The sequence below is a fragment of the Pseudomonas sp. GWSMS-1 genome (assembly GCF_049847425.1).
Taxonomy (GTDB): domain Bacteria; phylum Pseudomonadota; class Gammaproteobacteria; order Pseudomonadales; family Pseudomonadaceae; genus Aquipseudomonas.
In genome coordinates this window covers 351,522-375,997 of record NZ_JBMHHV010000005.1, presented here as the reverse complement: position 1 = coordinate 375,997, position 24,476 = coordinate 351,522, and the positions used below count along the sequence as shown (strand labels likewise).

The window sequence follows — 24,476 nt, the reverse complement described above, 5'->3', positions numbered from 1 at the left end:
TATCGATTCTGGACCAGGAGTACGTTCAACATGCCGCATCTGTTCCGCCTCACCGCCCTCGCACTGGCTTTTACCCTGCTGGGCAGTACTGCCGCCTTCGCCGCACCGGCCGCAGCCCCAGCAACCGCCAATGACAGCGCGCCATTGCCGCTGGACGAGCTGCGCACCTTTGCCGAGGTAATGGACCGCATCAAATCGGCCTATGTCGAGCCCGTCAGCGACAAGACCCTGCTGGAAAACGCCATCAAGGGCATGCTCAGCAACCTTGACCCGCACTCGGCGTACCTGGAGCCTGAGGCCTTCCGCGATCTGCAGGAAAGCACCAGCGGCGAATTCGGTGGCCTGGGCATCGAGCTCGGCAGCGAAGACGGCTTTCTCAAGGTGGTGTCGCCCATTGATGACACCCCCGCGTCTGCCGCTGGCATCCAACCCGGCGACCTGATCGTGAAAATTAACGGCCAGCCGACCAAAGGCCTGTCGCTGATGGAAGCGGTCGAGAAAATGCGCGGTAAAGCCGGCACAGATATCGAGCTGACCCTGCTACGCGAGGGAGGCAAACCCTTTGATGTCGAGCTGACGCGCGCGGTGATCAAGGTCAAGAGCGTGAAAAGCCAGCTGCTTGACGACGGTTATGGCTACATCCGCATCACCCAATTCCAAGTCAACAGCGGTGAAGAAGTCGGCAAGGCGCTGGCCAAGCTGCGCAAGGACAACGGCAAGAAGCTGCGCGGCCTGGTACTCGACTTGCGTAACAACCCCGGCGGCGTGCTGCAGGCCGCCGTGGAGGTTACCGACCACTTCCTCAAGAAAGGCCTGATCGTCTATACCGAAGGCCGCATCGCCAACTCCGAGCTGCGCTTCAACGCCGACCCGGCCGACGCCAGCGAAGGCGTACCGCTGGTGGTGCTGATCAATGGCGGCAGCGCCTCCGCCTCGGAAATTGTTGCCGGCGCCCTGCAGGATCACAAACGCGCCGTACTGATGGGCACCGACAGCTTCGGTAAAGGCTCAGTGCAAACCGTGCTCCCGCTGAACAATGACCGCGCCCTGAAGCTCACCACAGCGCTGTATTTCACCCCCAACGGCCGCTCGATTCAGGCCCAGGGCATCATCCCCGACATCGAGGTGGCACGTGCCAAGCTGACCCGCGAGCAGGCGGAGAGCGGCATCAAAGAAGCCGACCTGCAAGGCCACCTAGGCAACGGCAACGGCGGCGCAGACAAACCGAGCAAGAGCAAAGCGCCGGCCAAAGCCAACCCGCAGGATGACGATTACCAACTGAGCCAGGCATTGAATTTGCTCAAAGGCCTGAACGTCACCCGCGGCGACTAAAGCCGCCAGGCAAGCACTAAAAAGCCCGGACTTGAGCCATCAAGTCCGGGCTTTTTTAATAGCGATCAGGCACTACAGGTAGTTATTCGTCATCTCGTCGACAAAGCCCTCAGCCCGCAGCTCGTCCAAGGCCTTTTGCAGGCGCTGCACCACTTCATCGGGGGTGTCTTTGTTCAGCGCCAGATAGAGCTCCGCTTCGTTGAAGCGCAGCGCCGTATTCAAACCACTGACGCCTTCCTGCTTGGCCAGGTAGCGCCCAACCGGGTCAGTGGTGGCCCACAGGTCGATCTTACCGCTGAGTAGCTTTTTGATATTTTCCTGATCGCGCAGGGCGTTGTTCGGCGCCAAACCCTGGCTTTCCAAGTGCTGGCTGACGGCATCGTTCTTGTATGCGCCAATCTGGTACTGCGCGGCGTCCTTGAGGTTGGCAACGCTGAGGTTATTCCCCGGCGCCGCTAACAGCACCCAACCGGTCTTGGCCAGCGGCCCGACCCACTTGAACAGCGGCTGGCGCTCAGGCGTGAAGGTGGTGGAGAACAGGCCATAGTTGGGCTTATCCAGGGTCAGGCGATAGAGGCGATCCCAGGGAAAGCGCAAGGTCAGGGTGTAGTTGATGCCGGCACGCTTGAACATCGCCCGGACGATCTCGGCGCTGATACCGTCAATGCCATCATCGCGGGCAAAGTTCTTGTCATCCACGGCCATGTTGAACGGCGGGAAGTTCTCGGTCAGCAGCACCACTTTGTAATCATCTGGCAGCTCTGCGCGGGCTGCGCATGCGCTCAGCGCCAGGCCTAACAACAGGCCGGTTTTCAGGGTTCTCAACATAGGTCATTCCGCTCGCATGAATTGTGATTATGGCTAGCGGCATCCCTGCTCGGGCGCGGGCCCGGCGACGTAGGGTACTTGGCGTCAACCATCCTTGGTCGCGGACCGGCTTGTGACCGGCCCGCTGATTTTGCGCATTACAGGTAGTTGTTCAGAATATCGTCGACAAAGCCTTCGCTGCGCATCTTGTCCAGCTCGGCTTGCAGTTTCTGCACCACTTCATCCGGCACTTCTTTGTTTAGCGCCAAATACAACTCGGCGCTGTCGAAGCGCAGAATAGTTTTCAACCCGGAAATACCTTCCTGCTTGGCCAAGTAACGGCCGGCAGGGTCGCCCGTGGCCCACAGGTCAATCTGACCGGCCATCAGCTTCTTAGCATTTTCTGTGTCGCGCAAGGCCGTGACCGGCTCCAGGCCTTTTTCCGCTAGGTGTTGCGCAATGGCGTCGCCCTTGTAGGCACCGATCTGGTACTGCTTGGCGTCCTCCAGGCTGTTTAGGGTGATGGGGCTATCGGCCTTGCCGAGCAGCACCCAGTCATCGGGGCCAATCGGCCCGACCCATTTGAACAGCGCCTCGCGGTCAGGCAGACGCGCCGTAACGAACACACCATAGCCGGGCTTTTCCAGCGCCAGCTTGTAGATGCGGTCCCAAGGGAAACGCAGGGTCATGTTGTAGTGAATGCCGGCACGCTTGAACATCTCACGGACAATATCCACCGCGATGCCATCAATATTGTCTTCTTGGGCGAAGTTCTTGCCGTTGATCGCCATGTTGTACGGCGGGAAGTTCTCGGTCAGCAGGACCATGCGGTAATTCGGGTCGATTTCCGCCCGAGCACTGCCCGCGAGCACCATAACAGTGCCGGCAAGAGCAGCGAGTAGTTGCTTCAACATGACGTCTCACTTCGTTAGTAGGCCGGAGCTGCAAACATACTCGGCCAAGTTGGCTTAACCCCGCCTGCGGTAAACCCAGACACGGGTACATATTCGCTTTGCGTTGATGGCGTCTAGCTCGCCTTGAGTACTCATTTCATCGAGGCGATTAGCATTGCTGCCGCCCATCGCCAGAAGCCTGCGGCCAGGGCAATAGGCAAAGAACTACAGCGAACCGCACGCAAACAGGCCGATTTTAGCGAGACAGTCGACATTTAGCTGTCGACTACCCCGCAGCAGTGGCCAGCAGGCCTGCTAACCACGCGCCTAATGCACTTGAGCAGACGGCGACTGCCTGGCCGCCATAGCGGTCCGGAGCCGAACGCAGCAATCGGTTCGCGACTTAGGCATGAGCCGAAGCAAGACCACCTGAAGACTCAAAGTAACTTGGCCGAGGGAAAAGCTCTGAGCGGATTCGGTCTAGCTTGTCGCGCATTTTTGCGATGTCTGAGCGGTCGTCCGTCGTGTCGTTGATGCAGATGCACAGGTGACGCCCGAGCGAGTCAAGCAGCGACGCGACCCGCGTCATGCTCCACATCATCGGTGAACAGGTAACGGCACTGCTCCCAGCCAATATCCGCTCGGCCATGAGTCGCACACCAGTCGAGGTAGACGTTGGCCAGAATGCTCTGACCTGTGCGGCGCCTGAATTTTTCCTGACGGACTTCGTCAAAAATATCGGGGTGCGCCGCTTCAAGCTCCATCATCCAGCTCTTACGAATGCCTTTGGGCGCGTGTTCAGGGATGAACGCGATGCTCGATGCGCCATAGGTTTTTTGCATCCAATGCCGCGCGTTACTGGCATCGTTATGGCCCGACAGCTGCAGATCGGCATCACAGGTTGGGATGGGCTCTCGGGTTAAAAAAACCATAGCGCCAACCGCGCTGAAAAAGTCTGTGGGCTGAACATGCCGGGTTAGCATTTGATCGTCGTTGAATGAAACGAAATGCTCAGCCAAGTCGGGAATGTGGTGCAGAGCCGACTCGATCGCCCGGGATGAGAATGTCGGCAGGTAGCGCGCATCCAGAATCTGCGAATGATCAACGATGCGCAGCCGAGGGTGCTCCGCGATAAAGCTTGGCACTTGCTGATCGGTGACAATAAAGATGTTGCCGTCTATGCCCCAGAACTGTTCCATCGAGCGAAGCAAAAACAATAAATCGTCGTTATCTCGATAGCGGCCCTCGCCGTTGGCAAAGGGCAGAAGGTCCTGCTGAGGCTCGCCTGAGTGATATTCACGCTTGGCCCGCCAATTAGCGTCACCTCCATCAACCCACGTGATAACGGCATCAACTTGCATGTCTAATCCAGCTCTGATTCAGGGCAGCCCGCCAGCGGCGGTTTAACGTACGACGATGCCGCGGCTGGCCATATAGGCCTTGGCTTCCGGCACGGTGTATTCGCCGAAATGGAAAATGCTCGCGGCCAGTACCGCAGCAGCCTTGCCTTCGATAATGCCGTCGGCCAGGTGCTGCAGGTTGCCGACGCCGCCGGAGGCGATTACCGGGATGCCCACCATTTCGCTGATGGCGCGGGTCACACCAAGGTCGTAGCCGCTTTTTACGCCGTCCTGATCCATGCTAGTCAGGAGAATCTCACCGGCGCCGAGGTCTTCCATTTTCTTCGCCCAGAGCACCGCATCCAAACCGGTCGGTTTGCGCCCGCCGTGGGTGAAGATCTCCCAGCGCGGGGTTTCGCCCGGCTTGGAGACCCGCTTGGCATCAATCGCCACGACGATGCACTGCGAGCCAAAGCGCGAAGCGGCTTCGCCAACAAACTCCGGGGTGAAGACCGCCGCCGTGTTGATCGACACTTTGTCGGCACCGGCATTCAGCAGGTTGCGAATGTCCATCACGGTGCGCACACCGCCACCGACAGTCAGCGGGATAAACACCTGGCTGGCCATACGCTCGACGGTGTGCAGGGTGGTGTCACGGCCGTCACTGCTGGCGGTGATGTCGAGGAAGGTAATCTCGTCGGCACCTTGCTCGTCATAGCGCCGGGCGATTTCCACCGGGTCGCCAGCATCGCGAATATTCTCGAACTGCACGCCCTTGACCACGCGACCGTTGTCGACGTCGAGGCAGGGGATGATGCGTTTAGCCAAAGCCATAAAAACACTCTCGTAGGGTGGGTTAGCCGCGAAGCGGCGTAACCCACCGCAGCCGTCATACCCGAATAAACAATGGTGGGTTACGCCTACGGCTAACCCACCCTACGTTCAGATCAGCCCTTGAAGGCGTCGCAGAAGGCCTGCGCCTCAGCCACATCGAGGGTGCCTTCGTAAATCGCCCGACCAGTGATCGCGCCGATGATGCCAGGCGAACGCGCCAGCAGCAGCTTCTCGATATCACTCAGGTTGTGGATGCCGCCCGAGGCGATCACCGGAATCCGGCTCGCCGCAGCCAGGGCCGCGGTGGCCTCGACGTTGCAACCCTGCATCATGCCGTCTTTGGCGATGTCGGTATAAACGATGGCACTGACGCCGTCGGCTTCGAAGCGTTTGGCCAAATCAGTGGCCTGCACGGTGGACACTTCGGCCCAACCGTCAGTGGCGACAAAGCCGTCTTTCGCGTCCAGGCCAACAATGACCTTACCCGGGAAGGCTTTGCAGGCATCGGTGACGAACTGCGGGTCTTTCACCGCCTTGGTGCCGATGATCACGTAGCTGACCCCCGCGCGCACGTAGTGCTCGATGGTGTCGAGGGTACGGATACCGCCGCCAATCTGGATCGGCAGGTGCGGGTAGCGTTTGGCGATGGCCGTCACCACCTCACCATTAACCGGCTGACCTTCAAAGGCACCGTTGAGGTCGACCAGGTGCAGACGGCGGCAGCCGCCCTCAACCCACTTGGCGGCCATGCTCACCGGGTCATCGGAGAACACCGTGGAGTCTTCCATGCGGCCCTGGCGCAGACGCACGCAGGCGCCGTCCTTCAAATCGATCGCGGGGATAATCAGCATCGGTTGAACCTGCTCAAGTCGTGTGAATTCGGTGGGTCAGCTCTTTTCGAGCGCCCAGAGGTCGCTTTCGATGCTCTCGAACCGTTCTTTCAGGTGAGTCTGCACATCGAAAATCGCTCGATTGTAATAGTGCGGCGCAATTTCTTGGCTAAACAGCTCAAGGATTTCAGCCACCTCGAAACTGCCCAGCTCCAGCTCAAAACGCTCAGCCATAAAGCGCTTGAGTACCTGACAGGCGTCACGCTCCTGCTCGGTGCTCAAGGTCATGATTGGCGGTTTAAGCTTGGCCCTGGCCATTTACCAGCGACCATCCCAGGCGGCGAAGTTCTGCAGCAACTGCAGGCCGTGGGTGTGGCTCTTCTCTGGGTGAAACTGCACGGCAAAACGCGAGCCGTCGGCCAGCGCCGCGGCGAAATCCTTGCCGTAATGCCCACGCCCGACCACCTGCTTGGGGTTGCCGGCTTCGATGTAGTAGCTGTGCACGAAGTAGAAGCGCGCCAAGTCAGGAATGTTGTGCCACAGCGGGTGTTTGACCGCCTGCGCCACTTCATTCCAGCCCATGTGCGGGACCTTCAGCGGCTCGCCCTCCTCAACCATGTCCTTGCCGAAGAAACGCACCTTGCCGGGAAACAGGCCGATGCAATCAACGCCAGCGTTCTCCTCGCTGTGCTCCAGCAAGGCCTGCATGCCTACGCAGATGCCGAGAAACGGCCGGTCGACGCTGACTTCACGCACCAGGCTGTCGAAGCCCAGCCGCTTGATCTCGGCCATGCAGTCGCGGATGGCGCCCACGCCGGGAAACACCACGCGATCCGCTTCACGAATCACGGTGGCATCACTGGTGACCAGCACCTTGCCGGCACCGACGTGCTCCAGCGCCTTGGCCACCGAGTGCAAATTGCCCATGCCGTAGTCGATGACGGCAACCGTTTGCATCAGAGCACGCCCTTGGTCGACGGCATTTGCCCGGCCATGCGTGGGTCCAGCTCAACGGCCATGCGCAGCGCGCGACCGAAGGCTTTGAACACTGTCTCGATCTGGTGGTGGGTGTTGGTGCCACGCAGGTTATCGATGTGCACGCTGACCAGGGCGTGGTTCACAAAGCCCTGGAAAAACTCTTGGAACAAGTCGACATCGAAGCCGCCCACCACTGCACGGGTGAACGGTACGTGCATCTGCAGACCCGGACGACCGGAGAAGTCGATCACTACGCGTGACAGCGCTTCATCCAGCGGCACGTAGGAATGGCCGTAGCGGGTCATACCCTTCTTGTCGCCGATGGCTTTGCTGAAGGCTTGGCCGAGGGTGATACCGACGTCTTCCACGGTGTGGTGGTCATCGATATGCAGGTCACCCTTGCACTGGATATCCAGGTCGATCAGGCCATGACGGGCAATCTGATCAAGCATGTGCTCAAGGAACGGCACGCCAATATCAAACTTGGCTTTGCCCGTACCATCCAGGTTGATCGAGACCTTGATTTGGGTCTCCAGGGTATTGCGCTCGACAGATGCCGTACGCTCGATCATCACCAGCTCCACAAAGTCGTTGTGCCAAAGGGCGGCCATTATAGGCCGATAAGCACACAACCTTGAAGCAAGGCCCGCAGATAGCAAAAATCCCGCTGGCGAACAGGGCCGCCAGCGGGATTTTTGGGGGCTACGTGCGACTTACTGGAACAGCGTCGCGGTCTTTTGCAGGGTGATCCAGATGCCCCATGCCAGCGGCAGCCCGACGACCAGCCAGGCGGCAATGGCCAGCGGCTTGGACGCCGGATCGGCCGACCATTCCAGCACAGCCACTTCACCGCGCTTGGCGTCATGGCTCAGCGCACGCTCGGCAGCCAGCTCGGCCTCGGTCATGAAGTACTTGTCCGCCACCGGGCGCACCAGCATGTTGCAAATAAAGCCCAGCACCAGCAGGCCAGCGAGGATGTACAGCGTGATGTCATAGGCCGCAGCGCGCTCGACGCCAATGCTCAACTGATACTCACGCAGGTAGTTGACCAGCACCGGGCCCAGCACGCCAGCTGCCGCCCAAGCGGTGAGCAAGCGGCCGTGAATAGCACCGACCATCTGCGTGCCGAACAAGTCGGCCAGGTAGGCCGGCACCGTGGCAAAGCCACCGCCATACATCGACAGGATGATGCCGAACGCCAGCACGAACAGCGCCAGACTGCCCAACTGCCCCAGCAGCGGCACGGCGGCATAGAGCGCAAAGCCCAGGCCGAAGAACACGAAGTAGGTGGCTTTACGGCCGATAAAGTCCGAGCAAGAGGCCCAGAAGAAGCGGCCACCGATGTTAAACAGGCTGAGCAGGCCGGTAAAGCCGGCTGCAATGGCAGCAATCTGACCCAGCTGCACGGCGTTCAATTCGTTGAAAGACAGGTCGTTACCCAGCAGCTGCCCGGCAAATACCTCCTGCAACAGCGGTGACGCCATGCCGATAATGCCGATGCCCGCCGAGACGTTAAGGCACAGCACCGCCAGACCAGACGGAACTGCGGGGTTTTCCAGGCAACACTGACATGCACGTGGCGATTGGTGATCATGCTATTGCCCGCCTTAGCCGCAGGCGCCGTCCAACCGGCCGGTTTCCAGCCGGTTGGCGGCACGCGGTAGGCCAGCGCGCCACCGACCATAAAAACGAAATAGATGATCGCCATGACCACGAAGCTCTGCCATACGCCGACACCCGTATCGCTAGCGAAGTGGCTCATCAGCTCAGCCGCCAACGGTGCACCCACCATCGCCCCGCCGCCGAAACCCATGATCGCCATGCCGGTGGCCATGCCGCGCTTGTCCGGGAACCACTTGATCAGCGTCGACACCGGCGAGATATACCCCAGACCAAGGCCAATACCGCCAATGACCCCGGACCCCAACCACAGCAACCAGATTTGGTGGTGGTAGATACCCAGCGCGGAAATCAGCAGGCCACCGCACCAGCACACAGCCGATACCAGGCCGGCCTTACGCGGGCCGGCATGCTCCAGCCAGCCCCCCCAAACGGCCGCAGAACAGCCGAGAAAAACGAAGAACAGCGTGTAGATCCAGCCCAGCATGGAAATCTGCCAGTCGCAGTTGCTGGCGAATATCTGCTCAAAGAAGCCGATATCGGCCGCGCAAGCCAGAGGCGCATCGATACCGACGGCCTTTGACAGCGGCAACCAGAAGACCGAAAAACCATAGGCCATACCAATACACAAATGAATGGCCAGAGCGGCTGGCGGCACCAGCCAGCGGTTGAAACCAGGCGTCGCGATAATGCGTTCCTTAGACAGGAAGGCAGGCGCAGCCGAAGCGCCGTCTAGGACGAGAGCGTCAGTCATAGCAATGTTCTCTTCTTATGTTGTGCAGGCAAGGCACTGGGCTTTAACGCGGGCAGAATAGCTCGCGCAGCGGCGAGACTAGCATTGCTGCCATACGCCTCGGACACATGGCGCATTATTCATTAGTCGTATAGCAACCGCCAAGCAATGGCGACCCGCTCGCCAGTGCGCACGGCATAGGGAACCGGCCGCCAACCTACCTATCCAACTGCCCACAGTAGAACGCCCAGCAATGCGCCACCGCCTGCTTGCTCACGCCCAGCGCCTTGGTGCAGCGGTAAAAGCCGCTTGCAAAAACACCACGCAAACGGGAGTGTCGGCGGCCCGGACAAAAACACTGCCGCTATACTGACTGGCTTAAATTGCTGCTCTTCACTCTTCAGTTTCGAAACAAGGATTCGCACATGAAAGCGCTCGGCAAAATTATCGGCCTGTTTTTTTTAGGGCTCTTGCTGATCATCGTGGCGCTGGGCTTCGCCCTCACCCACCTGTTCGATCCCAACGATTACAAAGACGAAATCCGCCAGCTGGCCCGCGACAAGGCCAATCTGGAGCTGACGCTCAAGGGCGATATCGGCTGGAGCCTGTTCCCCTGGCTCGGCCTGGAGCTGACCGACGCCAGCCTCGCCAGCCTCAGCACCCCAGAACAACCCTTTGCCGACCTGCGCCTGCTTGGCCTGTCGGTGCGCGTGCTACCGCTACTGCGCAAAGAAGTGCAGATGAGCGATATCCGCATCGATGGCCTCAACCTCAACCTGCAGCGCGACGAAAAAGGCCGCAGCAACTGGGAAGACGTCGGCAAACCGGCCAGCACGGCAACCGACGCAGCACCCACTGGCGGTGACAACGCCGCCACAACCAGCGCAGCGGCTGAGCCAGAAAGCAACAGCCAGCCACTGAAACTGGATATCGACAGCCTGATCGTCAACAGCGCCCGCATCGACTACCGCGACGCGCAGAAAGGACAGCAATTCAGCGCCGAAAGCATCCAGCTGACCACCGGCGCCATCCGCGAGGGTGCCGGCATACCCGTCAAGCTCAGCGCCTTCTTCGGCCTCAACAAACCGGTGCTGCGCGCCCGCAGCGAACTGCAGGGTGAACTGCGCTTCGACCGTGCGCTCAAACGCTACCAACTAGAAGATGCCAAGTTTTCCGGCGAAGTCTCCGGCGAACCCTTCGATGGCCAGACGCTGACCTACTCCGCCCAGGGCCAGCTGCTGGTTGACCTGGCCGCCCAAGTTGCCGAGTGGAATGGCCTGAAACTGTCCGCCAATCAGCTGCGCGCCCTCGGCGAGCTGAAAGTGCGCGACCTCGACACCCAGCCAAAACTCAGCGGCGGGCTGTCCATCGCCCCGCTCAACCTGCGTGAGTTCCTCACCACCATCGGCCAGAAACTACCGCCCATGAATGATGAGAAAACCCTCAGCCAATTCGAACTGGTTACCCGCCTCAGCGGCACCGCCAACAGCCTGACTTTCGAAGACCTCAAGCTAACCCTCGACGACAGCCATTTCAGTGGCCAACTGGCGATTGCAGACTTCGCCAAGCAAGCCCTGCGTGTGCAACTCAAGGGCGACCAACTGAACCTCGACCGCTACCTGCCAGCACCGGTCAAAGACGCCAAAGATGCCGGCGCTGCGCGCCAGGCCGAAGTTAAAGCCAGTGTCGCCAGTGCCGGCGAAAGCGGCAGCACACCACTGCCCGACGCGCCGACACAACATGCCTGGAGCAGCAACGAAATCCTGCCGATCGCCACCTTGCGCAAGCTCGATGCACAGCTCGATCTCGGCCTAGACCAGCTCACCGTGCAGCAACAGGCCATTAGCAACTTCAGTACCAAAGCGCAGGCCAAAGCCGGCCTGCTGACCCTTCAGAACGCACGCGGCAGCATCGGCACCGGCAGTTTCGACGCCAAAGCCAGCATCGACGTAAGACCCGCCACACCGCTGCTCAGCGTGCAAAAGAACCTGCGCGGCATTCAGATCGAACCCTTCCTGAAAAAGCCCGACCAGCCCGCCCCCGTCAAAGGCCTGCTCGACCTCAATGCCACCCTGAGCACCAGCGGCAACAGCCAGCGCGCCTGGGTGGACGGGCTCAACGGCGACGCCAGCTTCCTGCTCAATGACGGCGTGCTGGTCGGCGCCAACCTGGAGCAACAGCTGTGCCGTGGCATCGCCACGCTCAACCGCAAAGCTCTAAGCGGTGACCCACGCGGTAAAGACACGCCCTTCGAAACTCTGCAAGGCAGCCTGACCGTGCGCAACGGCGTGGCCTACAATCCAGACCTCAAGGCGCGCATTCCAGGCTTAGCAGTTAACGGCAATGGTGATGTGGACCTGCGCATCCTCGGCCTCGATTACCGCGTCGGCATTACCATTACCGGTGATCAGCGCGAGATGCCCGATCCGGCCTGCCAGGTCAACGAGCGCTATGTCGGTATCGAATGGCCCGTGCGCTGCCGCGGCCCACTGGAAATGGGCGGCAAGGCCTGTCGCCTGGACCAGGACGGCCTGGGTAAGGTCGCCGCGAAACTGGCCGGCAACAAGCTCAACGAAAAGATCGAAGAAAAGCTTGGTGACAAGGTCAGCCCCGAGCTGAAAGACGCACTCAAGGGCCTGTTCAACCGATGAGCCCTGCACAATTTTCTACCGCTGTACTCGACTGGTATGACAGCCACGGACGTAAGGACCTGCCCTGGCAACAGGGCATCACACCGTATCGCGTGTGGGTATCAGAGATCATGCTGCAGCAGACCCAGGTCAGCACCGTACTCGGCTACTTCGACCGCTTTATGGCCGCATTACCGACGGTGAACGACCTGGCTACAGCGCCGGAAGACGAAGTACTGCACCTGTGGACCGGCCTCGGTTACTACACCCGCGCGCGCAACCTGCAAAAGACCGCACAAATCGTTATGCGCGAACATGCCGGTGAATTCCCCCGCGATGTCGACCAGCTCACCGAACTCCCTGGCATCGGCCGCTCCACCGCAGGCGCCATCGCCAGCCTCAGCATGGGCCTGCGCGCGCCGATTCTCGACGGCAACGTCAAGCGCGTGCTGGCGCGCTACGTGGCTCAGGAAGGCTACCCAGGCGAACCGAAAGTAGCCAAACAACTATGGGATGTGGCCGAGCGCTTTACCCCGCAGACGCGGGTGAACAACTACACCCAGGCGATGATGGACCTCGGCGCGACCCTCTGCACACGCAGCAAACCCAGCTGCCTGCTCTGCCCGCTAAGAAGCGGCTGCCAGGCGCACCTGCTCGGACTGGAGATTCGTTACCCCATCCCCAAGCCACGCAAGACGCTGCCGCAGAGGCGCACACTGATGCCGATCCTCGCCAACCACCAGGGCGAGGTGCTGCTCTACCGCCGCCCTTCCAGCGGCCTCTGGGGCGGCCTATGGAGCCTGCCAGAGCTTGACGACCTGCAAGGCTTGGACGACCTGGCCAGCCGTCACGGCTTACAGCTAGGCACACGCCAGATGCAAGCCGAACTGACTCACACCTTTAGCCACTTCCAGCTGGCTATCGAACCCTGGCTGATCAAAGTCGACGCCGCGCCGGCCGCCGTGGCCGAGGCCGACTGGCTCTGGTATAACCTCGCCACCCCGCCGCGCCTGGGCCTTGCCGCCCCGGTGAAGAAACTGCTGAAACGCGCGGCCGATGCACTCGCAGCAAATACTGGAGAGACACCATGACCCGCACCGTACAGTGCCGCAAACACAAGCAAGAACTCCCCGGCCTGGAGCGCCCGCCATACCCCGGCGCCAAAGGTGAAGACATCTTCAACAACGTCTCCAAGCAAGCCTGGGAAGAATGGCAAAAACACCAGACCCTGCTGATCAACGAACGTCGCCTGAACATGATGAACGCCGAAGACCGCAAGTTCCTCCAGACCGAGATGGATAAATTCCTCTCCGGCGAGGAGTACGCCCAGGCCGAAGGCTACGTACCGCCGAGCGCATAACCCGGCATACCGTGGGCGGCACTTTAGCGGCGACCTCACCCGCAATACGCGCGACTAAAGCCCCGCCCACGACCCACACCCTGCAACCGCAGGGTTGATGCCGCTTCACCCTCCCTGCAAACCGCACATCCCCACCTGCAAACATCCTCCCGAGCTGCATCCAAACCACCTCGCTTCACCCATCATTTCCCGCCATCCGAACCTAACCGCCCGTATTAATTAAATATTTTTTAAACTCACGCTTGACACACACCCTTCAAATCCGTCTAATACGCCCCGTTGCCCGGGTAGCTCAGTCGGTAGAGCAGGGGATTGAAAATCCCCGTGTCGGCGGTTCGATTCCGTCCCCGGGCACCAAATACCGAAAAACCCCAAGCGAAGTTAAATTCCTTGGGGTTTTTTATTGCCTGCGATTTTTAACGGCCTGCTCAGCGCCACAATTGTGTGCGAGCGACAGTCAACTGCAGCAAGGCGACAGGCTGACCAGCTAAGCACCCCGCGACAGGCAAACGGCTTGGCGGTCAGCGAAACGCTATGCTAGCTTGGCGCCTCGCCAGGAACGCTACGAAAGGCCTGAGCGCCCCGAATAACAAGAGGACACCCCATGGCCGAGGCCACGCCTGCGCTGGAAATCCGCGATCTGCATAAACGCTACGGCGACCTTGAGGTGCTCAAGGGCATTTCCCTCACCGCCCGCGACGGCGATGTGATTTCCATCCTCGGCTCTTCGGGCTCCGGTAAGTCGACCTTTCTGCGCTGCATCAACCTGCTGGAAAACCCGCACAAGGGGCAGATCATTCTCGCCGGCGAAGAGCTCAAGCTCAAAGCGGCGAAGAACGGCGACCTGGTCGCCGCCGACAACCGCCAGATCAATCGCCTGCGCAGCGAGATCGGCTTTGTCTTTCAGAATTTCAATCTGTGGCCGCACATGAGCGTGCTCGATAACATCATCGAGGCTCCGCGCCGCGTATTGGGGCAGAGCAAGGCTGAAGCCATTGAAGTGGCCGAGGCGCTACTGGCCAAGGTCGGGATTGCCGACAAGCGCCACGTTTACCCGAATCAACTGTCTGGCGGTCAGCAACAGCGCGCGGCGATTGCCCGCACCCTGGCCATGCAGCCGAAAGTCATCCTGTTCGATGAGCCGACGTCGGCTCTTGATCCGGAGATGGTACAAGAAGTGCTTAATGTGATCCGCGCGCTCGCCGAGGAAGGCCGCACCATGCTGCTGGTGACTCATGAAATGGGCTTTGCCCGCCAGGTGTCCAGCGAGGTGGTGTTCCTGCATCAAGGCCTAGTTGAAGAACAGGGCTCCCCGGAGCAGGTGTTCGACAACCCGAACTCGGCGCGCTGCAAACAATTCATGTCCAGCAATCACTAAACACACGGAGCAACTACGCATGCAGAACTACAAGAAAATCCTGCTGGCCGCTGCCGCCACCCTGGCTTTCGGCACCAGCGCCATCGCTGCTGACAAACTGAAGCTCGGCACTGAAGGCGCCTACCCGCCGTTCAACCTGATTGACGCCAGCGGCCAGGTCGGCGGCTTTGACGTAGAAATCGGCCAGGCCCTGTGCGCCAAGATGAAGACCGAATGCGAAGTGGTCACCTCCGACTGGGACGGCATCATCCCCGCCCTGAACGCGAAGAAGTTCGACTTCCTGATCGCCTCCATGTCGATCACTGACGAACGCAAAGTGGCGGTCGATTTCACCGACCCCTACTACACCAACAAACTGCAGTTCATCGCCCCAAAAGGCGGCGATTTCAAAACCGACAAAGCCAGCCTGAAAAACAAAGTGATCGGCGCTCAGCGCGCCACCATCGCCGGCACCTGGCTAGAAGACAACCTCGATGGCGTCGTCGATATCAAGCTGTACGACACCCAGGAAAACGCCTACCTCGACCTGTCCTCAGGCCGCCTCGACGGCGTACTGGCCGACACCTTCGTTAACTGGGAATGGCTGAAGAGCGACGCGGGCAAAAGCTTCGAATTCAAAGGCGAGCCAGTATTCGATAACGACAAGATCGGCATTGCCGTACGCAAGGGCGACGCCCTGCGCGAGAAGCTGAACGCCGCACTCGCCGAGATCGTCGCTGACGGCACTTACAAGAAGATCAACGACAAGTACTTCCCGTTCAGCATCTACTAAGCTGACGGCACTGCGTCGCCCGCCCGGGCGGCGCAGGCTTCTGAGCCTCCCCCTATGAATTTTGATCTTTACGGATTCGGTCCAGCCCTGGCTGCCGGCACCCTGATGACTATCAAGCTGGCGCTCAGCGCGCTGTGCCTGGGTCTGGTGCTCGGTTTGCTCGGTGCCCTGGCCAAGACTTCCCCGTACAAGCCACTGCAATGGCTTGGCGGTACTTACTCGACCATCGTGCGCGGCATTCCAGAGCTGCTTTGGGTGTTGCTGATCTATTTCGGCACCGTGCAGCTGATGCGCAATCTGGCGGACCTGCTCGGCATTGAAAGCCTTGAGCTGAACGCCTTCGCTGCCGGCACCATCGCCCTCGGCATCTGCTTCGGCGCTTACGCCACCGAGGTGTTTCGTGGCGCCATCCTGGCCATCCCCAAAGGTCATCGCGAAGCCGGCCAAGCCTTGGGCATGTCCAAGCCGCGGATCTTCTGGCGGTTGATCCTGCCGCAGATGTGGCGCATCGCCCTACCCGGCCTCGGCAACCTGTTTATGATTTTGATGAAGGACACCGCACTGGTGTCGGTGATCGGCCTGGAAGAAATCATGCGCCGCTCACAAATCGCCGTAACCGCCAGCAAGGAACCTTTCACCTTCTACCTAGTGGCCGCCTTTATCTACCTAGGCCTTACAGTCCTGGCTATGACAGGCATGCACTTCCTGGAAAAACGCTCCAGCCGCGGCTTTGTCAGGAGCGCATCATGAGAAAGACCTCTGAAATCGCCGCCTGGTCGATTGCCCTCGCGCTTATTGCCTACGCACTGTGGGGCGGCCTAACCACCCTCAACTGGGACGTAATCATCAAATGGCTGCCACGCCTATCCAAAGGTGCCTTGCTGACGCTTGAGCTGGTGGCTATAGCGGTTCTCGCCGGGCTGATCCTGGCGCTACCAATGGGCATCGCTCGCGCCTCGCGCCACTGGTATGTGCGCGCCCTGCCCTACGGCTACATCTTCTTCTTCCGTGGCACGCCGCTGCTGGTGCAGCTATTTCTGGTCTATTACGGCCTGGCGCAGTTCGACGCCGTGCGTGAAGGCCCGCTGTGGCCCTATCTGCGCTCCCCTTACTGGTGCGCGGTGCTGACCATGACCATGCACACCGCTGCCTATATCGCCGAGATCCTACGCGGCGCAATTCAGGCCGTGCCACCAGGTGAAATCGAAGCCGCCCGCGCTCTCGGTATGTCGCGGGCCAAGACCATGTTCTATATCGTCCTGCCACGCGCCGCGCGGATCGGCCTACCGGCCTACAGCAACGAAGTGATCCTGATGCTCAAGGCCAGCGCCCTGGCCAGCACCGTGACGCTGCTGGAACTGACTGGCATGGCGCGCACCATCATCGCCCGCACCTACCTGCCTGTAGAGATCTTCTTCGCCGCAGGGATGTTCTACCTGTTGATCGCTTTCATCCTGGTCCGCGGCTTTAAGCTGCTGGAGCGCTGGCTGCGCGTCGACGCCTGCCAGGGCCGCTGATTGCCTGAGGGCCAGCGCCCTCAGGCAACACGCCACTCCATATGCCAACGACCACACCCGCCCAGCCTCTCGAAAACACTGACCTCCTGCAGCGGTTTAACGCACTCGACGGCTTCCTCAGCGAACATCAGGCGCTGTGGCGCCCACGACCCTTTGTGCATTACCCGGCAATCCCCTGGGAGGCCGAACACCCGCAGCTGGCAGCCTGGCTAAGAGCACAAAGCCTGGAACACGCTGAAGCGGCGCATAACCAGCCGCACCTGCTACAAGCGCCCGCACCGTTCCCGCAACTAGCCGCACAGGCTCACCAATTGAGCCAAGTTGGCGAATTAGCGCCGCTATCAACACCCGCTTTGCCGGCACGTTTCAGCACGGACGTACCCGGCCGGAAGTGGCAGCAAATAGACGCCTTCGCCCACCGCCTGAACTTCGCCGACAAGCCACAGCACTGGCTGGACTGGTGCGCTGGCAAGGGCCACCTCGGCCGGCGACTGGCGCATAACGGCGCAGCGCTGACCTGCCTGGAATACAACCCAGAGCTGGTCAAGAGCGGGCAACAACTCAGCAATAAGCTTGGTATCGACGCCGCGCATATCGAGCAGAATGTGCTGGCGGACAGTGCTGCGGCGCAGCTACACGCCCACCACACCCCCGTGGCACTGCATGCCTGCGGCGACTTGCACACACGCCTGCTGCAACTGGCCAGCCAAATCGGCTGCCAGCAACTGGCCGTCGCGCCGTGCTGCTACAACCGCATCCGCACAGCGCTCTATCAGCCTTTGTCGACAACCGCCCAAGCCTCGTCACTGCAACTGTCCATCGACGATCTCGGCCTGCCGCTAAGCGAAACCGTTACCGCCGGCGCACGGGTACGCCGCCAGCGCGATCATTCAATGGCCAGGCGCCTGGCCTTCGACCTCCTGCAGCGCCAGTTGCGCGGCATTGACGCTTACCTGTCGACCCCTTCACTGCCAGCAGCCTGGCTGGACAAGCCCTTTGCCGATTACTGCCAAGACCTTGCCGCACTCAAGCAACTGCCTGCGCCAACCACAGAGGATTGGCAACAGCTTGAACAAAAGGGCTGGCAACGCCTGGCCGAGGTACGCAACTTGGAGCTGCTGCGTGGCCTTTTCCGCCGCCCATTGGAACTCTGGCTGCTACTCGACCGCGCCCTATTCCTGCAAGAGCAGGGTTACAGCGTGCGCCTTGGCACCTTCTGCTCACCCCAACAGAGCCCGCGCAACTTGTTGCTACTCGCAGAACGCCAGCCCAAGTTGCCCACAACATCTGTGGATAACTCTGTTGACAGATTCTGAGCAAACCACGCAAAAGCCCACCACAGCATACTACTGCCGAACTGTACATTTTTTAACCTGAAAATATTTCTTGTGAAAACATGCACTTATCAAATACCGAGAGGCAGCTCACAAAGCCTGCGTACGCACGTACCAAAAACACCCTGCATGTGCATAAGCATTTCGCTGCTGATAGCCGGTCCTGAATAAAACCCTGCTCAGAGCGCTTTACACGCGCAAATGAATCGATATAATGCGCCCCACAAATGCCGGTATAGCTCAGCTGGTAGAGCAACTGACTTGTAATCAGTAGGTCCCGGGTTCGACTCCTGGTGCCGGCACCATACAAAACAAAGGGTTACGTGAAAACGTAGCCCTTTTTGTGCCTGAAATTCGGCTGGGGTAGGATTGGGGTAGGGATTTGCCACCTCATGAACTCTTCGTTAGAAAAATACCGGGGCAGCCACATACCGCTCGTCGGAAAACAGACACAGGCCCGCCCAAATATCGGCGAGCTTTCTTTCCCTCCAAAAATTGCCACAAGCGATTTTCGTCATCTTGAAAGCCATTCATGACGGCGGCCTTTTTCACCCAGATGACGTAAAGTGGGGACTTGCACAGCCCCTGAGAGCTGAATAGTGTGACTGGGCGGGCCATCAGACCTGACTCAAGGATCACTAGCACCATGAAGCAACTTGTTATGGTGGCTGTATGCGGGGCGCTTCGGCGCGCCGAGTTCCTAGAGTCTCGGTCTTCCACACCCGCATACAGCCGCCACCCATCATGTGGAAGTGATGCAGGCGGTCTCTAAAACTCTAGAGGTCACCCTATGCACCCGAGCGACTCATCCCCAAGCTTTACCCCACTACACTCCAGCGAGCACAACTGCCTGCTCGGCTTTCGCAGCGACGCCAAAGCCATCGAACTCTACGACGCGGCCACGCTCCGCCAAAACGCAGTGCTGGATTTGCTCTGTGCTCTCAGCGGGTCCGATTTAAACTCGCTTGCCTACGAGCCAATGAATGGATGTATTCAAGCGATCCGATTGCTGTGCAACGATGCTGCTGCTCTGTATTCGGCAGCATGGGACGGCGTACAGCGAGAAGCGACTGACGCCACTTGAACGGAGGGTGCGCAGTTACTCCCTCGCACCTTTCGAGGAAAGCTCGGTTTCGTAGCGCTGAACAAAATCGACCAGGTTGAGACCTAGTACGTGGCAAATGTCTCGCAGCTGAACTAGGTCAAGTCTTCTAAGGCCACGTTCAATGTCACTGGTGAAGGATTGCGGGCGGCCTAATGCTTCAGCGAACTGCGCCTGCGTCAGGCCTGACTCAGTACGACACTGCTTAATCATACGAAGCAGCACTAAGTTCTCATCTCGATAAATCGACTTTTCCACAGAGACGCATTCCAGCTGTTGACAAAGCCAGAATGTATATCTAAATTACAGATATCTGAATTACAGGTATGCAGATATGAACGTCGTGCACATCTCCACAATCATCCCTCTCGATCCAGAGCGATCCGCACTTCTCGATGTCAAAAACCGCGTTTTGCTTTTAACCCTTGAGCGCCTGGTAAGTCGATTCGACATCGAACTACCGGTTGTACTGAGCCTTTTGTCTGGATCAGACATCCACATCCGTCTCGACCCGGTGAGTGGCAATCCATGCTTGCTATTCGATGACATTCCAACGCTTTTGGACCTTATCTGTTGCCGCTGACCGAAAACTGACCCAGTAGAGGCTGTTCTGCCGACTGAAAACTGACCCAGGTGTTCAACTGCTTCTGCTCAATTTTTGAGCAGGAGAACACAGGGTGATCAGTATGGAAATGATGGGCAAAATTCGCCGGATGTATTTCCGCGACAAGCTGTCGCTGCATGAGATAGCCAAGCGCACCGGGTTGGCGCGCAACACGATTCGCAAGTGGGTCAGGGCACCTGAGGCCAAGCCGCCGGTCTACCAACGCCGCGCGATCTTCAACAAACTCAGCCCTTTTCACGCCACGCTGGAGCAGGCGCTAAAAGCCGATTCGCTGCGGCCCAAGCAACAGCGGCGCAGTGCCAAGGCGCTGTTGGCGCAAATCAAAGCCGAAGGTTATGACGGTGGCTACAGCCAGCTCACCGCGTTTATCCGTGCCTGGCGAGGGGGACAGGGCAAGGCGTCGCAGGCCTTTGTGCCGCTGACCTTTGCTCTTGGCGAGGCGTTTCAGTTTGACTGGAGCGAGGAAGGCTTGCTGGTCGGCGGCATTTACCGGCGTATGCAGGTGGCACATCTGAAGCTGTGTGCCAGCCGTGCGTTCTGGCTTGTGGCGTATCCGAGCCAGGGCCATGAGATGTTATTTGACGCCCATACACGCTCGTTCGGCTCCTTGGGCGGCGTGCCGCGCCGGGGCATCTACGACAACATGAAGACCGCCGTCGACAAGGTCAATAAGGGCAAAGGCCGGGCGGTGAATGCGCGCTTTGCGGTGATGTGCGCGCATTACCTGTTCGATCCGGACTTCTGCAACGTCGCCGCTGGTTGGGAAAAGGGCATCGTTGAAAAGAACGTGCAAGACAGCCGCAGGCGTATCTGGCTAGACGCCCAGGACTGCCAGTTTCACTCCTTCGAGGAACTCAATGCCTGGCTGGGCCAGCGCTGCCGCGCGCTTTGGAACGAGCTGACGCACCCTCAATACAGCGGGCTCAGTGTGGCCGAGGTACTGGAGTTGGAGCGCGCCGAACTGATGCCTATGCCCGCGGCCTTCGACGGTTACGTCGAGCGGCCTGCGCGGGTCTCCAGCACCTGCCTGGTCAGCGTCGGGCGCAACCGTTACTCGGTGCCGTGTGAGTACGCGGGTAAGTGGGTCAGCAGCCGTTTGTATCCGACCCGCATCGAGGTGGTGGCCGATGATGCGCTGATTGCCAGCCATGCGCGCTTGCTGGATCGCGAACAGGTCAGCTACGACTGGCAGCACTACATCCCGCTGATTGAGCGCAAGCCCGGCGCGCTGCGCAACGGAGCGCCCTTTACTGATCTGCCAGCGCCGCTGCGTCAGCTTAAGCACGGTCTGGGGCGTCATGCCGGCGGTGACCGGATCATGGCGCAAGTCCTGGCTGCCGTACCGGTCGCCGGACTCGATGCCGTGCTGGTAGCCGTTGAGCTGGTACTGGAGAGCGGCAGCCTGAGCGCCGAACACATCCTCAATGTCGTGGCACGGCTGACAGCATCCGAACCACCACCCAGCGTCGAAACCCACTTGTCGCTCAAGGAAGCCCCCGTCGCTAACACGGCGCGCTACGACCGCCTGCGTGGCCAGGCCGAGGAGGTCGGTCATGCGTGATTTGATGGCGGAACTCAAGGAGCTGCGCCTGCACGGCATGGCCACGGCCTGGGCGGAGTTAACTGCACAGGGTGAGTCGAACACAGCCTCGTCCAAGTGGCTGCTCGAACACCTGCTGGAACAAGAGCACACAGATCGCGCCATGCGCTCGGTGAGCCACCAGATGAACATGGCCAAGCTGCCGATGCACCGCGATCTGGCCAGCTTCGATTTCAACGCCTCTAGCGCCGACGCACGCCTGATCAGCGAGCTGGCCAGCCTGGCCTTTACCGACACCGCGCAGAACGTGGTGCTGATCGGTGGGCCAGGCACCGGTAAAACCCACCTAGCCACCGCGCTGGCCGTGTCCGGCATCACCCGGCACGGTAAGCGCGTGCGCTTCTACTCCACGGTCGATCTGGTCAATCTGCTGGAGCGCGAAAAACACGACGGCAAAGCCGGGCGGATCGCCCAGGCACTGCTGCGCATGGATCTGGTCATCCTCGACGAACTGGGTTATCTGCCGTTCAGCCAGGCTGGCGGTGCGTTGCTGTTTCACCTGCTGTCCAAGCTGTACGAACACACCAGCGTGGTGATCACCACCAACCTGAGCTTCGCCGAATGGTCGAGCGTGTTCGGCGACGCCAAGATGACCACCGCCCTGCTGGATCGGCTGACCCACCACTGCCACATCGTCGAAACCGGTAACGAGTACTATCGCCTGCAACACAGTAGCTTGGCGGCCCAGGCCAAGATCAAATCACGGGAGCGAAAGCGTAAGGGCGGCCAAGAACCGGAGGACGATGAGCCGTTCTGATTTCATGGCGACGACGGCCTGCTACATGGCTGCGTGTGGCAGGTCTTAAACAACTGAACTGGGCTAGCGAAGGAGTGGGGGCAACAGCAGCTGCGCTGGTAGACTTATCCACAGTTGCTGGTAACAAAATCAGCAATCCGCCCTGGGTCAAATTTCAATCGGCAGGGTGGGTCAATTTTCCATCAGCGCCAACAGGTATAGACCTGTCCAAGGTGCGAAAACCCAAGAATCCACCGCGATACGGTGCTGGAAGAGTTATTGGTCGGATTGAGTTTCCAGCATCCACTCGTGGCTGGCTTCCAGGCAAGTCCACCGCACCTAACTCCAGGGGTACCTAGCATCTGGATAGGCCCCCTGCTCATCGGCACATGAAAAAGTCCATCGCCGCCCCCCTCAGTCATCTGCGAGGCGAACTTGATTGCGACCATTGTTCTTTGCTGCGTACAGGGCCCGATCAGCCATTTCCATAAGCTCATCCGCAGTACATTCGTGGCTAGAAGCAACGCCAGCGCTTAGGCTCACATGAAAATCCGATAGTTCACCGGCAAAACTGATGCTTAAGAATTGCTGGCGGATTCCGTCAAGAATGCTTACGGCCTGCTCACCAGTACAATCAGGTAGTACAGCCATAAACTCTTCACCGCCGTAACGTCCGAGACTGTCTACTCGGCGCAAGCGCTGGCGAAGCAGGTTGGCTAGTGCGCGAATGACATTGTCACCAACAGCATGCCCATGGGTGTCGTTCACTTTCTTGAAATGATCAATATCCAACATGACTACGCTGAACGGTTTACCACTTCGTAAGGCACGCTCTTGCTCAATAGCCACTTGCTCCTTGATATCGGCATGTTTTAGCAACCCGGTCAGGCTATCGCGGGAGAGTGCGTTACTGAGCAGTCGAGCGCGTTGGGCTCGGGCAAAAACTGTGGCTATCAGGCTGTTATCTGAAATCGGTTTGGTGACGAAATCGTCCCCCGCTCTGATTAGAACGCTCATCTGCAGCGCGATATCGGTTTCAGCGGATAGATAAATAATAGGGACTCGCAGCCAGTCATCATTGAAGCGAACCATCTGTGCAAGTTCAGGCCCAGAGCAACCAGGCATGTTGACGTCCAGCACCAACACTTCAGGATGGAATCGGGCCATTGCATCAAATAACTGCAAAGGATCGTTAGCGACTTCAACCAGCATGTTGGCCCCACTCAACACCAAACGGTATCGATCAGATAACTCGCGGTCATCGTCAACAATCAAAACTCGATAGGGGTCGCCATTCTGCTGGTTGAAACAGCGTTCCAGACGATTTTCCAGCTTGGCCACGTCAACTGGTTTGCTAAAGAACCCCATTGCACCAATGCGCGCAGCTTGTAATTGGGTGTGAAAATCGTTCTGGGTGGTGAGTACCAGAAGCGGTAATGAGTGCTCTAAGCGTTGCTGCAAAGCAGCAGCGTAATCCAGTCCAGTCTGTTGGCTGTCGCCTAAATTAACATCAATGATTAGGGCGTCCGGCAGCTGTTCAGCCAAAGCCTCATCGAGGGCTGCGGTGGTCAGGAAATGTGATGCCTGATAGCCGAATGTATTAAGTGTTAAGCGGATAACATCGCCAACCTTCTGCTCATCTTCGAGAATAAAAACCCTCTTAGCACCGTCACGATTGAACCCAGCACTGGGCGTTTTTAGCACTGGTGCGGCTGAAACTTGAGAGACCTGCTCAACACTAGCCAGTTGTTGTAGTTCGTTTACCAACCCGTGCAAACCTTGTCGCTGAAGCTCCAAACTGCTCAGCCATTGTTGCGTCTGCTGCTCCAGCAACCTGGCACGGGCACCCAGCTCACTGAAACCGAAAGTCCCAGCACTGCCCGCCAGTTTGTGTAACTGATCGCGCAGCTCAGATAAACGTTGCAGTTGCTCGCTCGGGTCAGCGCATGCCTGTAGCTGCAAGGCTTTATCAGCCAATTGTGGCAGCTCTTCGCGTAATCGCTGTGAGAACTGCTCACCCAGCTGTTGCAGATGCGTCTGCAAATCAGCCATTTG

At 59.2% G+C, this 24,476-nt stretch carries 24 protein-coding genes and 2 tRNA genes; 14 read left to right on the top strand and 12 right to left on the bottom strand.

The annotated features are described in order from the left end of the window. Positions 1 to 30: 30 nt before the first annotated feature. Positions 31 to 1,332 carry a S41 family peptidase gene (locus ACEPAJ_RS05110; RefSeq protein WP_425913911.1) on the top strand — a complete coding sequence of 434 codons (1,302 nt, stop codon included), beginning with the start codon at positions 31 to 33 and terminating at the stop codon, positions 1,330 to 1,332. A 72-nt stretch (positions 1,333 to 1,404) separates the two neighbouring features. Here the strand turns inward: ACEPAJ_RS05110 and ACEPAJ_RS05105 are convergent, their stop codons facing one another. The 10 genes from ACEPAJ_RS05105 to ACEPAJ_RS05060 all read right to left on the bottom strand — a co-directional run bounded on the left by ACEPAJ_RS05105 (position 1,405) and on the right by ACEPAJ_RS05060 (position 9,388). Next, a complete protein-coding gene (locus ACEPAJ_RS05105; RefSeq protein WP_425913909.1) occupies positions 1,405 to 2,160 on the bottom strand; it encodes a substrate-binding periplasmic protein in 756 nt (251 codons plus the stop codon). A gap of 137 nt (positions 2,161 to 2,297) precedes the next feature. Then, a complete protein-coding gene (locus ACEPAJ_RS05100) occupies positions 2,298 to 3,053 on the bottom strand; it encodes a substrate-binding periplasmic protein (RefSeq protein ID WP_425913907.1) in 756 nt (251 codons plus the stop codon). 542 nt (positions 3,054 to 3,595) lie between these two features. Continuing rightward, positions 3,596 to 4,393, bottom strand: coding sequence for a stealth family protein (locus tag ACEPAJ_RS05095; RefSeq protein ID WP_425913905.1), 798 nt, complete (start codon positions 4,391 to 4,393; stop codon positions 3,596 to 3,598). Positions 4,394 to 4,435: 42 nt separating this feature from the next. Beyond that, the gene (gene hisF / locus ACEPAJ_RS05090; protein WP_425913903.1) at positions 4,436 to 5,206 is read right to left on the bottom strand and encodes an imidazole glycerol phosphate synthase subunit HisF; all 771 of its coding nucleotides are present in this window, start codon (positions 5,204 to 5,206) and stop codon (positions 4,436 to 4,438) included. A gap of 113 nt (positions 5,207 to 5,319) precedes the next feature. Continuing rightward, positions 5,320 to 6,057, bottom strand: a complete 738-nt coding sequence (gene hisA / locus ACEPAJ_RS05085; RefSeq protein ID WP_425913902.1) for a 1-(5-phosphoribosyl)-5-[(5-phosphoribosylamino)methylideneamino]imidazole-4-carboxamide isomerase — start codon at positions 6,055 to 6,057, stop codon at positions 5,320 to 5,322. A 36-nt stretch (positions 6,058 to 6,093) separates the two neighbouring features. After that, a complete protein-coding gene (locus ACEPAJ_RS05080; protein ID WP_425913900.1) occupies positions 6,094 to 6,354 on the bottom strand; it encodes a DUF2164 domain-containing protein in 261 nt (86 codons plus the stop codon). Next, positions 6,355 to 6,993 carry an imidazole glycerol phosphate synthase subunit HisH gene (gene hisH, locus ACEPAJ_RS05075; protein ID WP_425913898.1) on the bottom strand — a complete coding sequence of 213 codons (639 nt, stop codon included), beginning with the start codon at positions 6,991 to 6,993 and terminating at the stop codon, positions 6,355 to 6,357. It abuts the gene before it with no gap. Next, a complete protein-coding gene (gene hisB / locus ACEPAJ_RS05070; protein WP_425913896.1) occupies positions 6,993 to 7,586 on the bottom strand; it encodes an imidazoleglycerol-phosphate dehydratase HisB in 594 nt (197 codons plus the stop codon). The genes hisH and hisB overlap by 1 nt, the downstream gene beginning before the upstream one ends. 141 nt (positions 7,587 to 7,727) lie before the next feature. Then, positions 7,728 to 8,498 (bottom strand): MFS transporter small subunit, encoded by a 771-nt coding sequence (locus ACEPAJ_RS05065; RefSeq protein ID WP_425913895.1) that lies wholly within the window; start codon positions 8,496 to 8,498, stop codon positions 7,728 to 7,730. Next, positions 8,426 to 9,388 carry an MFS transporter gene (locus tag ACEPAJ_RS05060; protein WP_425913894.1) on the bottom strand — a complete coding sequence of 321 codons (963 nt, stop codon included), beginning with the start codon at positions 9,386 to 9,388 and terminating at the stop codon, positions 8,426 to 8,428. The genes ACEPAJ_RS05065 and ACEPAJ_RS05060 overlap by 73 nt, the downstream gene beginning before the upstream one ends. A gap of 404 nt (positions 9,389 to 9,792) precedes the next feature. Here ACEPAJ_RS05060 and ACEPAJ_RS05055 point away from each other — a divergent pair, with 404 nt between their 5' ends. The 10 genes from ACEPAJ_RS05055 to ACEPAJ_RS05010 all read left to right on the top strand — a co-directional run bounded on the left by ACEPAJ_RS05055 (position 9,793) and on the right by ACEPAJ_RS05010 (position 18,663). Next, positions 9,793 to 12,018 (top strand): AsmA family protein, encoded by a 2,226-nt coding sequence (locus ACEPAJ_RS05055; protein ID WP_425913892.1) that lies wholly within the window; start codon positions 9,793 to 9,795, stop codon positions 12,016 to 12,018. Next, positions 12,015 to 13,088: an A/G-specific adenine glycosylase gene (gene mutY, locus ACEPAJ_RS05050; RefSeq protein WP_425913890.1), complete on the top strand. Its 1,074-nt coding sequence runs from the start codon at positions 12,015 to 12,017 to the stop codon at positions 13,086 to 13,088. The genes ACEPAJ_RS05055 and mutY overlap by 4 nt, the downstream gene beginning before the upstream one ends. Further along, a complete protein-coding gene (locus tag ACEPAJ_RS05045; protein WP_274087647.1) occupies positions 13,085 to 13,357 on the top strand; it encodes an oxidative damage protection protein in 273 nt (90 codons plus the stop codon). Before mutY ends, ACEPAJ_RS05045 begins: the two co-directional genes overlap by 4 nt. A gap of 281 nt (positions 13,358 to 13,638) precedes the next feature. Further along, positions 13,639 to 13,714: transfer RNA gene (locus ACEPAJ_RS05040), tRNA-Phe, on the top strand. A 247-nt stretch (positions 13,715 to 13,961) separates the two neighbouring features. Then, on the top strand, positions 13,962 to 14,735 hold the full coding sequence (locus ACEPAJ_RS05035; RefSeq protein WP_425913889.1) for an ABC transporter ATP-binding protein: 774 nt from the start codon (positions 13,962 to 13,964) through the stop codon (positions 14,733 to 14,735). A gap of 19 nt (positions 14,736 to 14,754) precedes the next feature. Continuing rightward, positions 14,755 to 15,507 carry an ABC transporter substrate-binding protein gene (locus ACEPAJ_RS05030; protein WP_425913887.1) on the top strand — a complete coding sequence of 251 codons (753 nt, stop codon included), beginning with the start codon at positions 14,755 to 14,757 and terminating at the stop codon, positions 15,505 to 15,507. 54 nt (positions 15,508 to 15,561) lie between these two features. Then, the gene (locus ACEPAJ_RS05025) at positions 15,562 to 16,257 is read left to right on the top strand and encodes an ABC transporter permease (protein ID WP_425913885.1); all 696 of its coding nucleotides are present in this window, start codon (positions 15,562 to 15,564) and stop codon (positions 16,255 to 16,257) included. Further along, positions 16,254 to 17,024, top strand: coding sequence for an ABC transporter permease (locus ACEPAJ_RS05020; protein ID WP_425913883.1), 771 nt, complete (start codon positions 16,254 to 16,256; stop codon positions 17,022 to 17,024). Before ACEPAJ_RS05025 ends, ACEPAJ_RS05020 begins: the two co-directional genes overlap by 4 nt. A 41-nt stretch (positions 17,025 to 17,065) precedes the next feature. Then, positions 17,066 to 18,340 carry a methyltransferase gene (locus ACEPAJ_RS05015; protein ID WP_425913881.1) on the top strand — a complete coding sequence of 425 codons (1,275 nt, stop codon included), beginning with the start codon at positions 17,066 to 17,068 and terminating at the stop codon, positions 18,338 to 18,340. 247 nt (positions 18,341 to 18,587) lie between these two features. Further along, positions 18,588 to 18,663 (top strand) — tRNA-Thr (locus tag ACEPAJ_RS05010). 794 nt (positions 18,664 to 19,457) lie between these two features. Here the strand turns inward: ACEPAJ_RS05010 and ACEPAJ_RS05005 are convergent. Further along, the gene (locus tag ACEPAJ_RS05005; protein WP_296216704.1) at positions 19,458 to 19,718 is read right to left on the bottom strand and encodes a helix-turn-helix domain-containing protein; all 261 of its coding nucleotides are present in this window, start codon (positions 19,716 to 19,718) and stop codon (positions 19,458 to 19,460) included. 76 nt (positions 19,719 to 19,794) lie between these two features. Between ACEPAJ_RS05005 and ACEPAJ_RS05000 the strand changes: the two genes are divergently transcribed. The 3 genes from ACEPAJ_RS05000 to istB all read left to right on the top strand — a co-directional run bounded on the left by ACEPAJ_RS05000 (position 19,795) and on the right by istB (position 22,442). Then, a complete protein-coding gene (locus ACEPAJ_RS05000; protein WP_425913879.1) occupies positions 19,795 to 20,043 on the top strand; it encodes a hypothetical protein in 249 nt (82 codons plus the stop codon). A 103-nt stretch (positions 20,044 to 20,146) separates the two neighbouring features. After that, a complete protein-coding gene (gene istA / locus ACEPAJ_RS04995; protein ID WP_139134708.1) occupies positions 20,147 to 21,646 on the top strand; it encodes an IS21 family transposase in 1,500 nt (499 codons plus the stop codon). Then, positions 21,639 to 22,442 carry an IS21-like element ISPst3 family helper ATPase IstB gene (gene istB / locus ACEPAJ_RS04990; protein ID WP_425913877.1) on the top strand — a complete coding sequence of 268 codons (804 nt, stop codon included), beginning with the start codon at positions 21,639 to 21,641 and terminating at the stop codon, positions 22,440 to 22,442. The genes istA and istB overlap by 8 nt, the downstream gene beginning before the upstream one ends. 393 nt (positions 22,443 to 22,835) lie before the next feature. Here istB and ACEPAJ_RS04985 read toward each other — a convergent pair whose 3' ends face one another. Then, positions 22,836 to 24,473 (bottom strand): diguanylate cyclase, encoded by a 1,638-nt coding sequence (locus tag ACEPAJ_RS04985; protein ID WP_143508172.1) that lies wholly within the window; start codon positions 24,471 to 24,473, stop codon positions 22,836 to 22,838. Positions 24,474 to 24,476 lie beyond the last annotated feature (3 nt).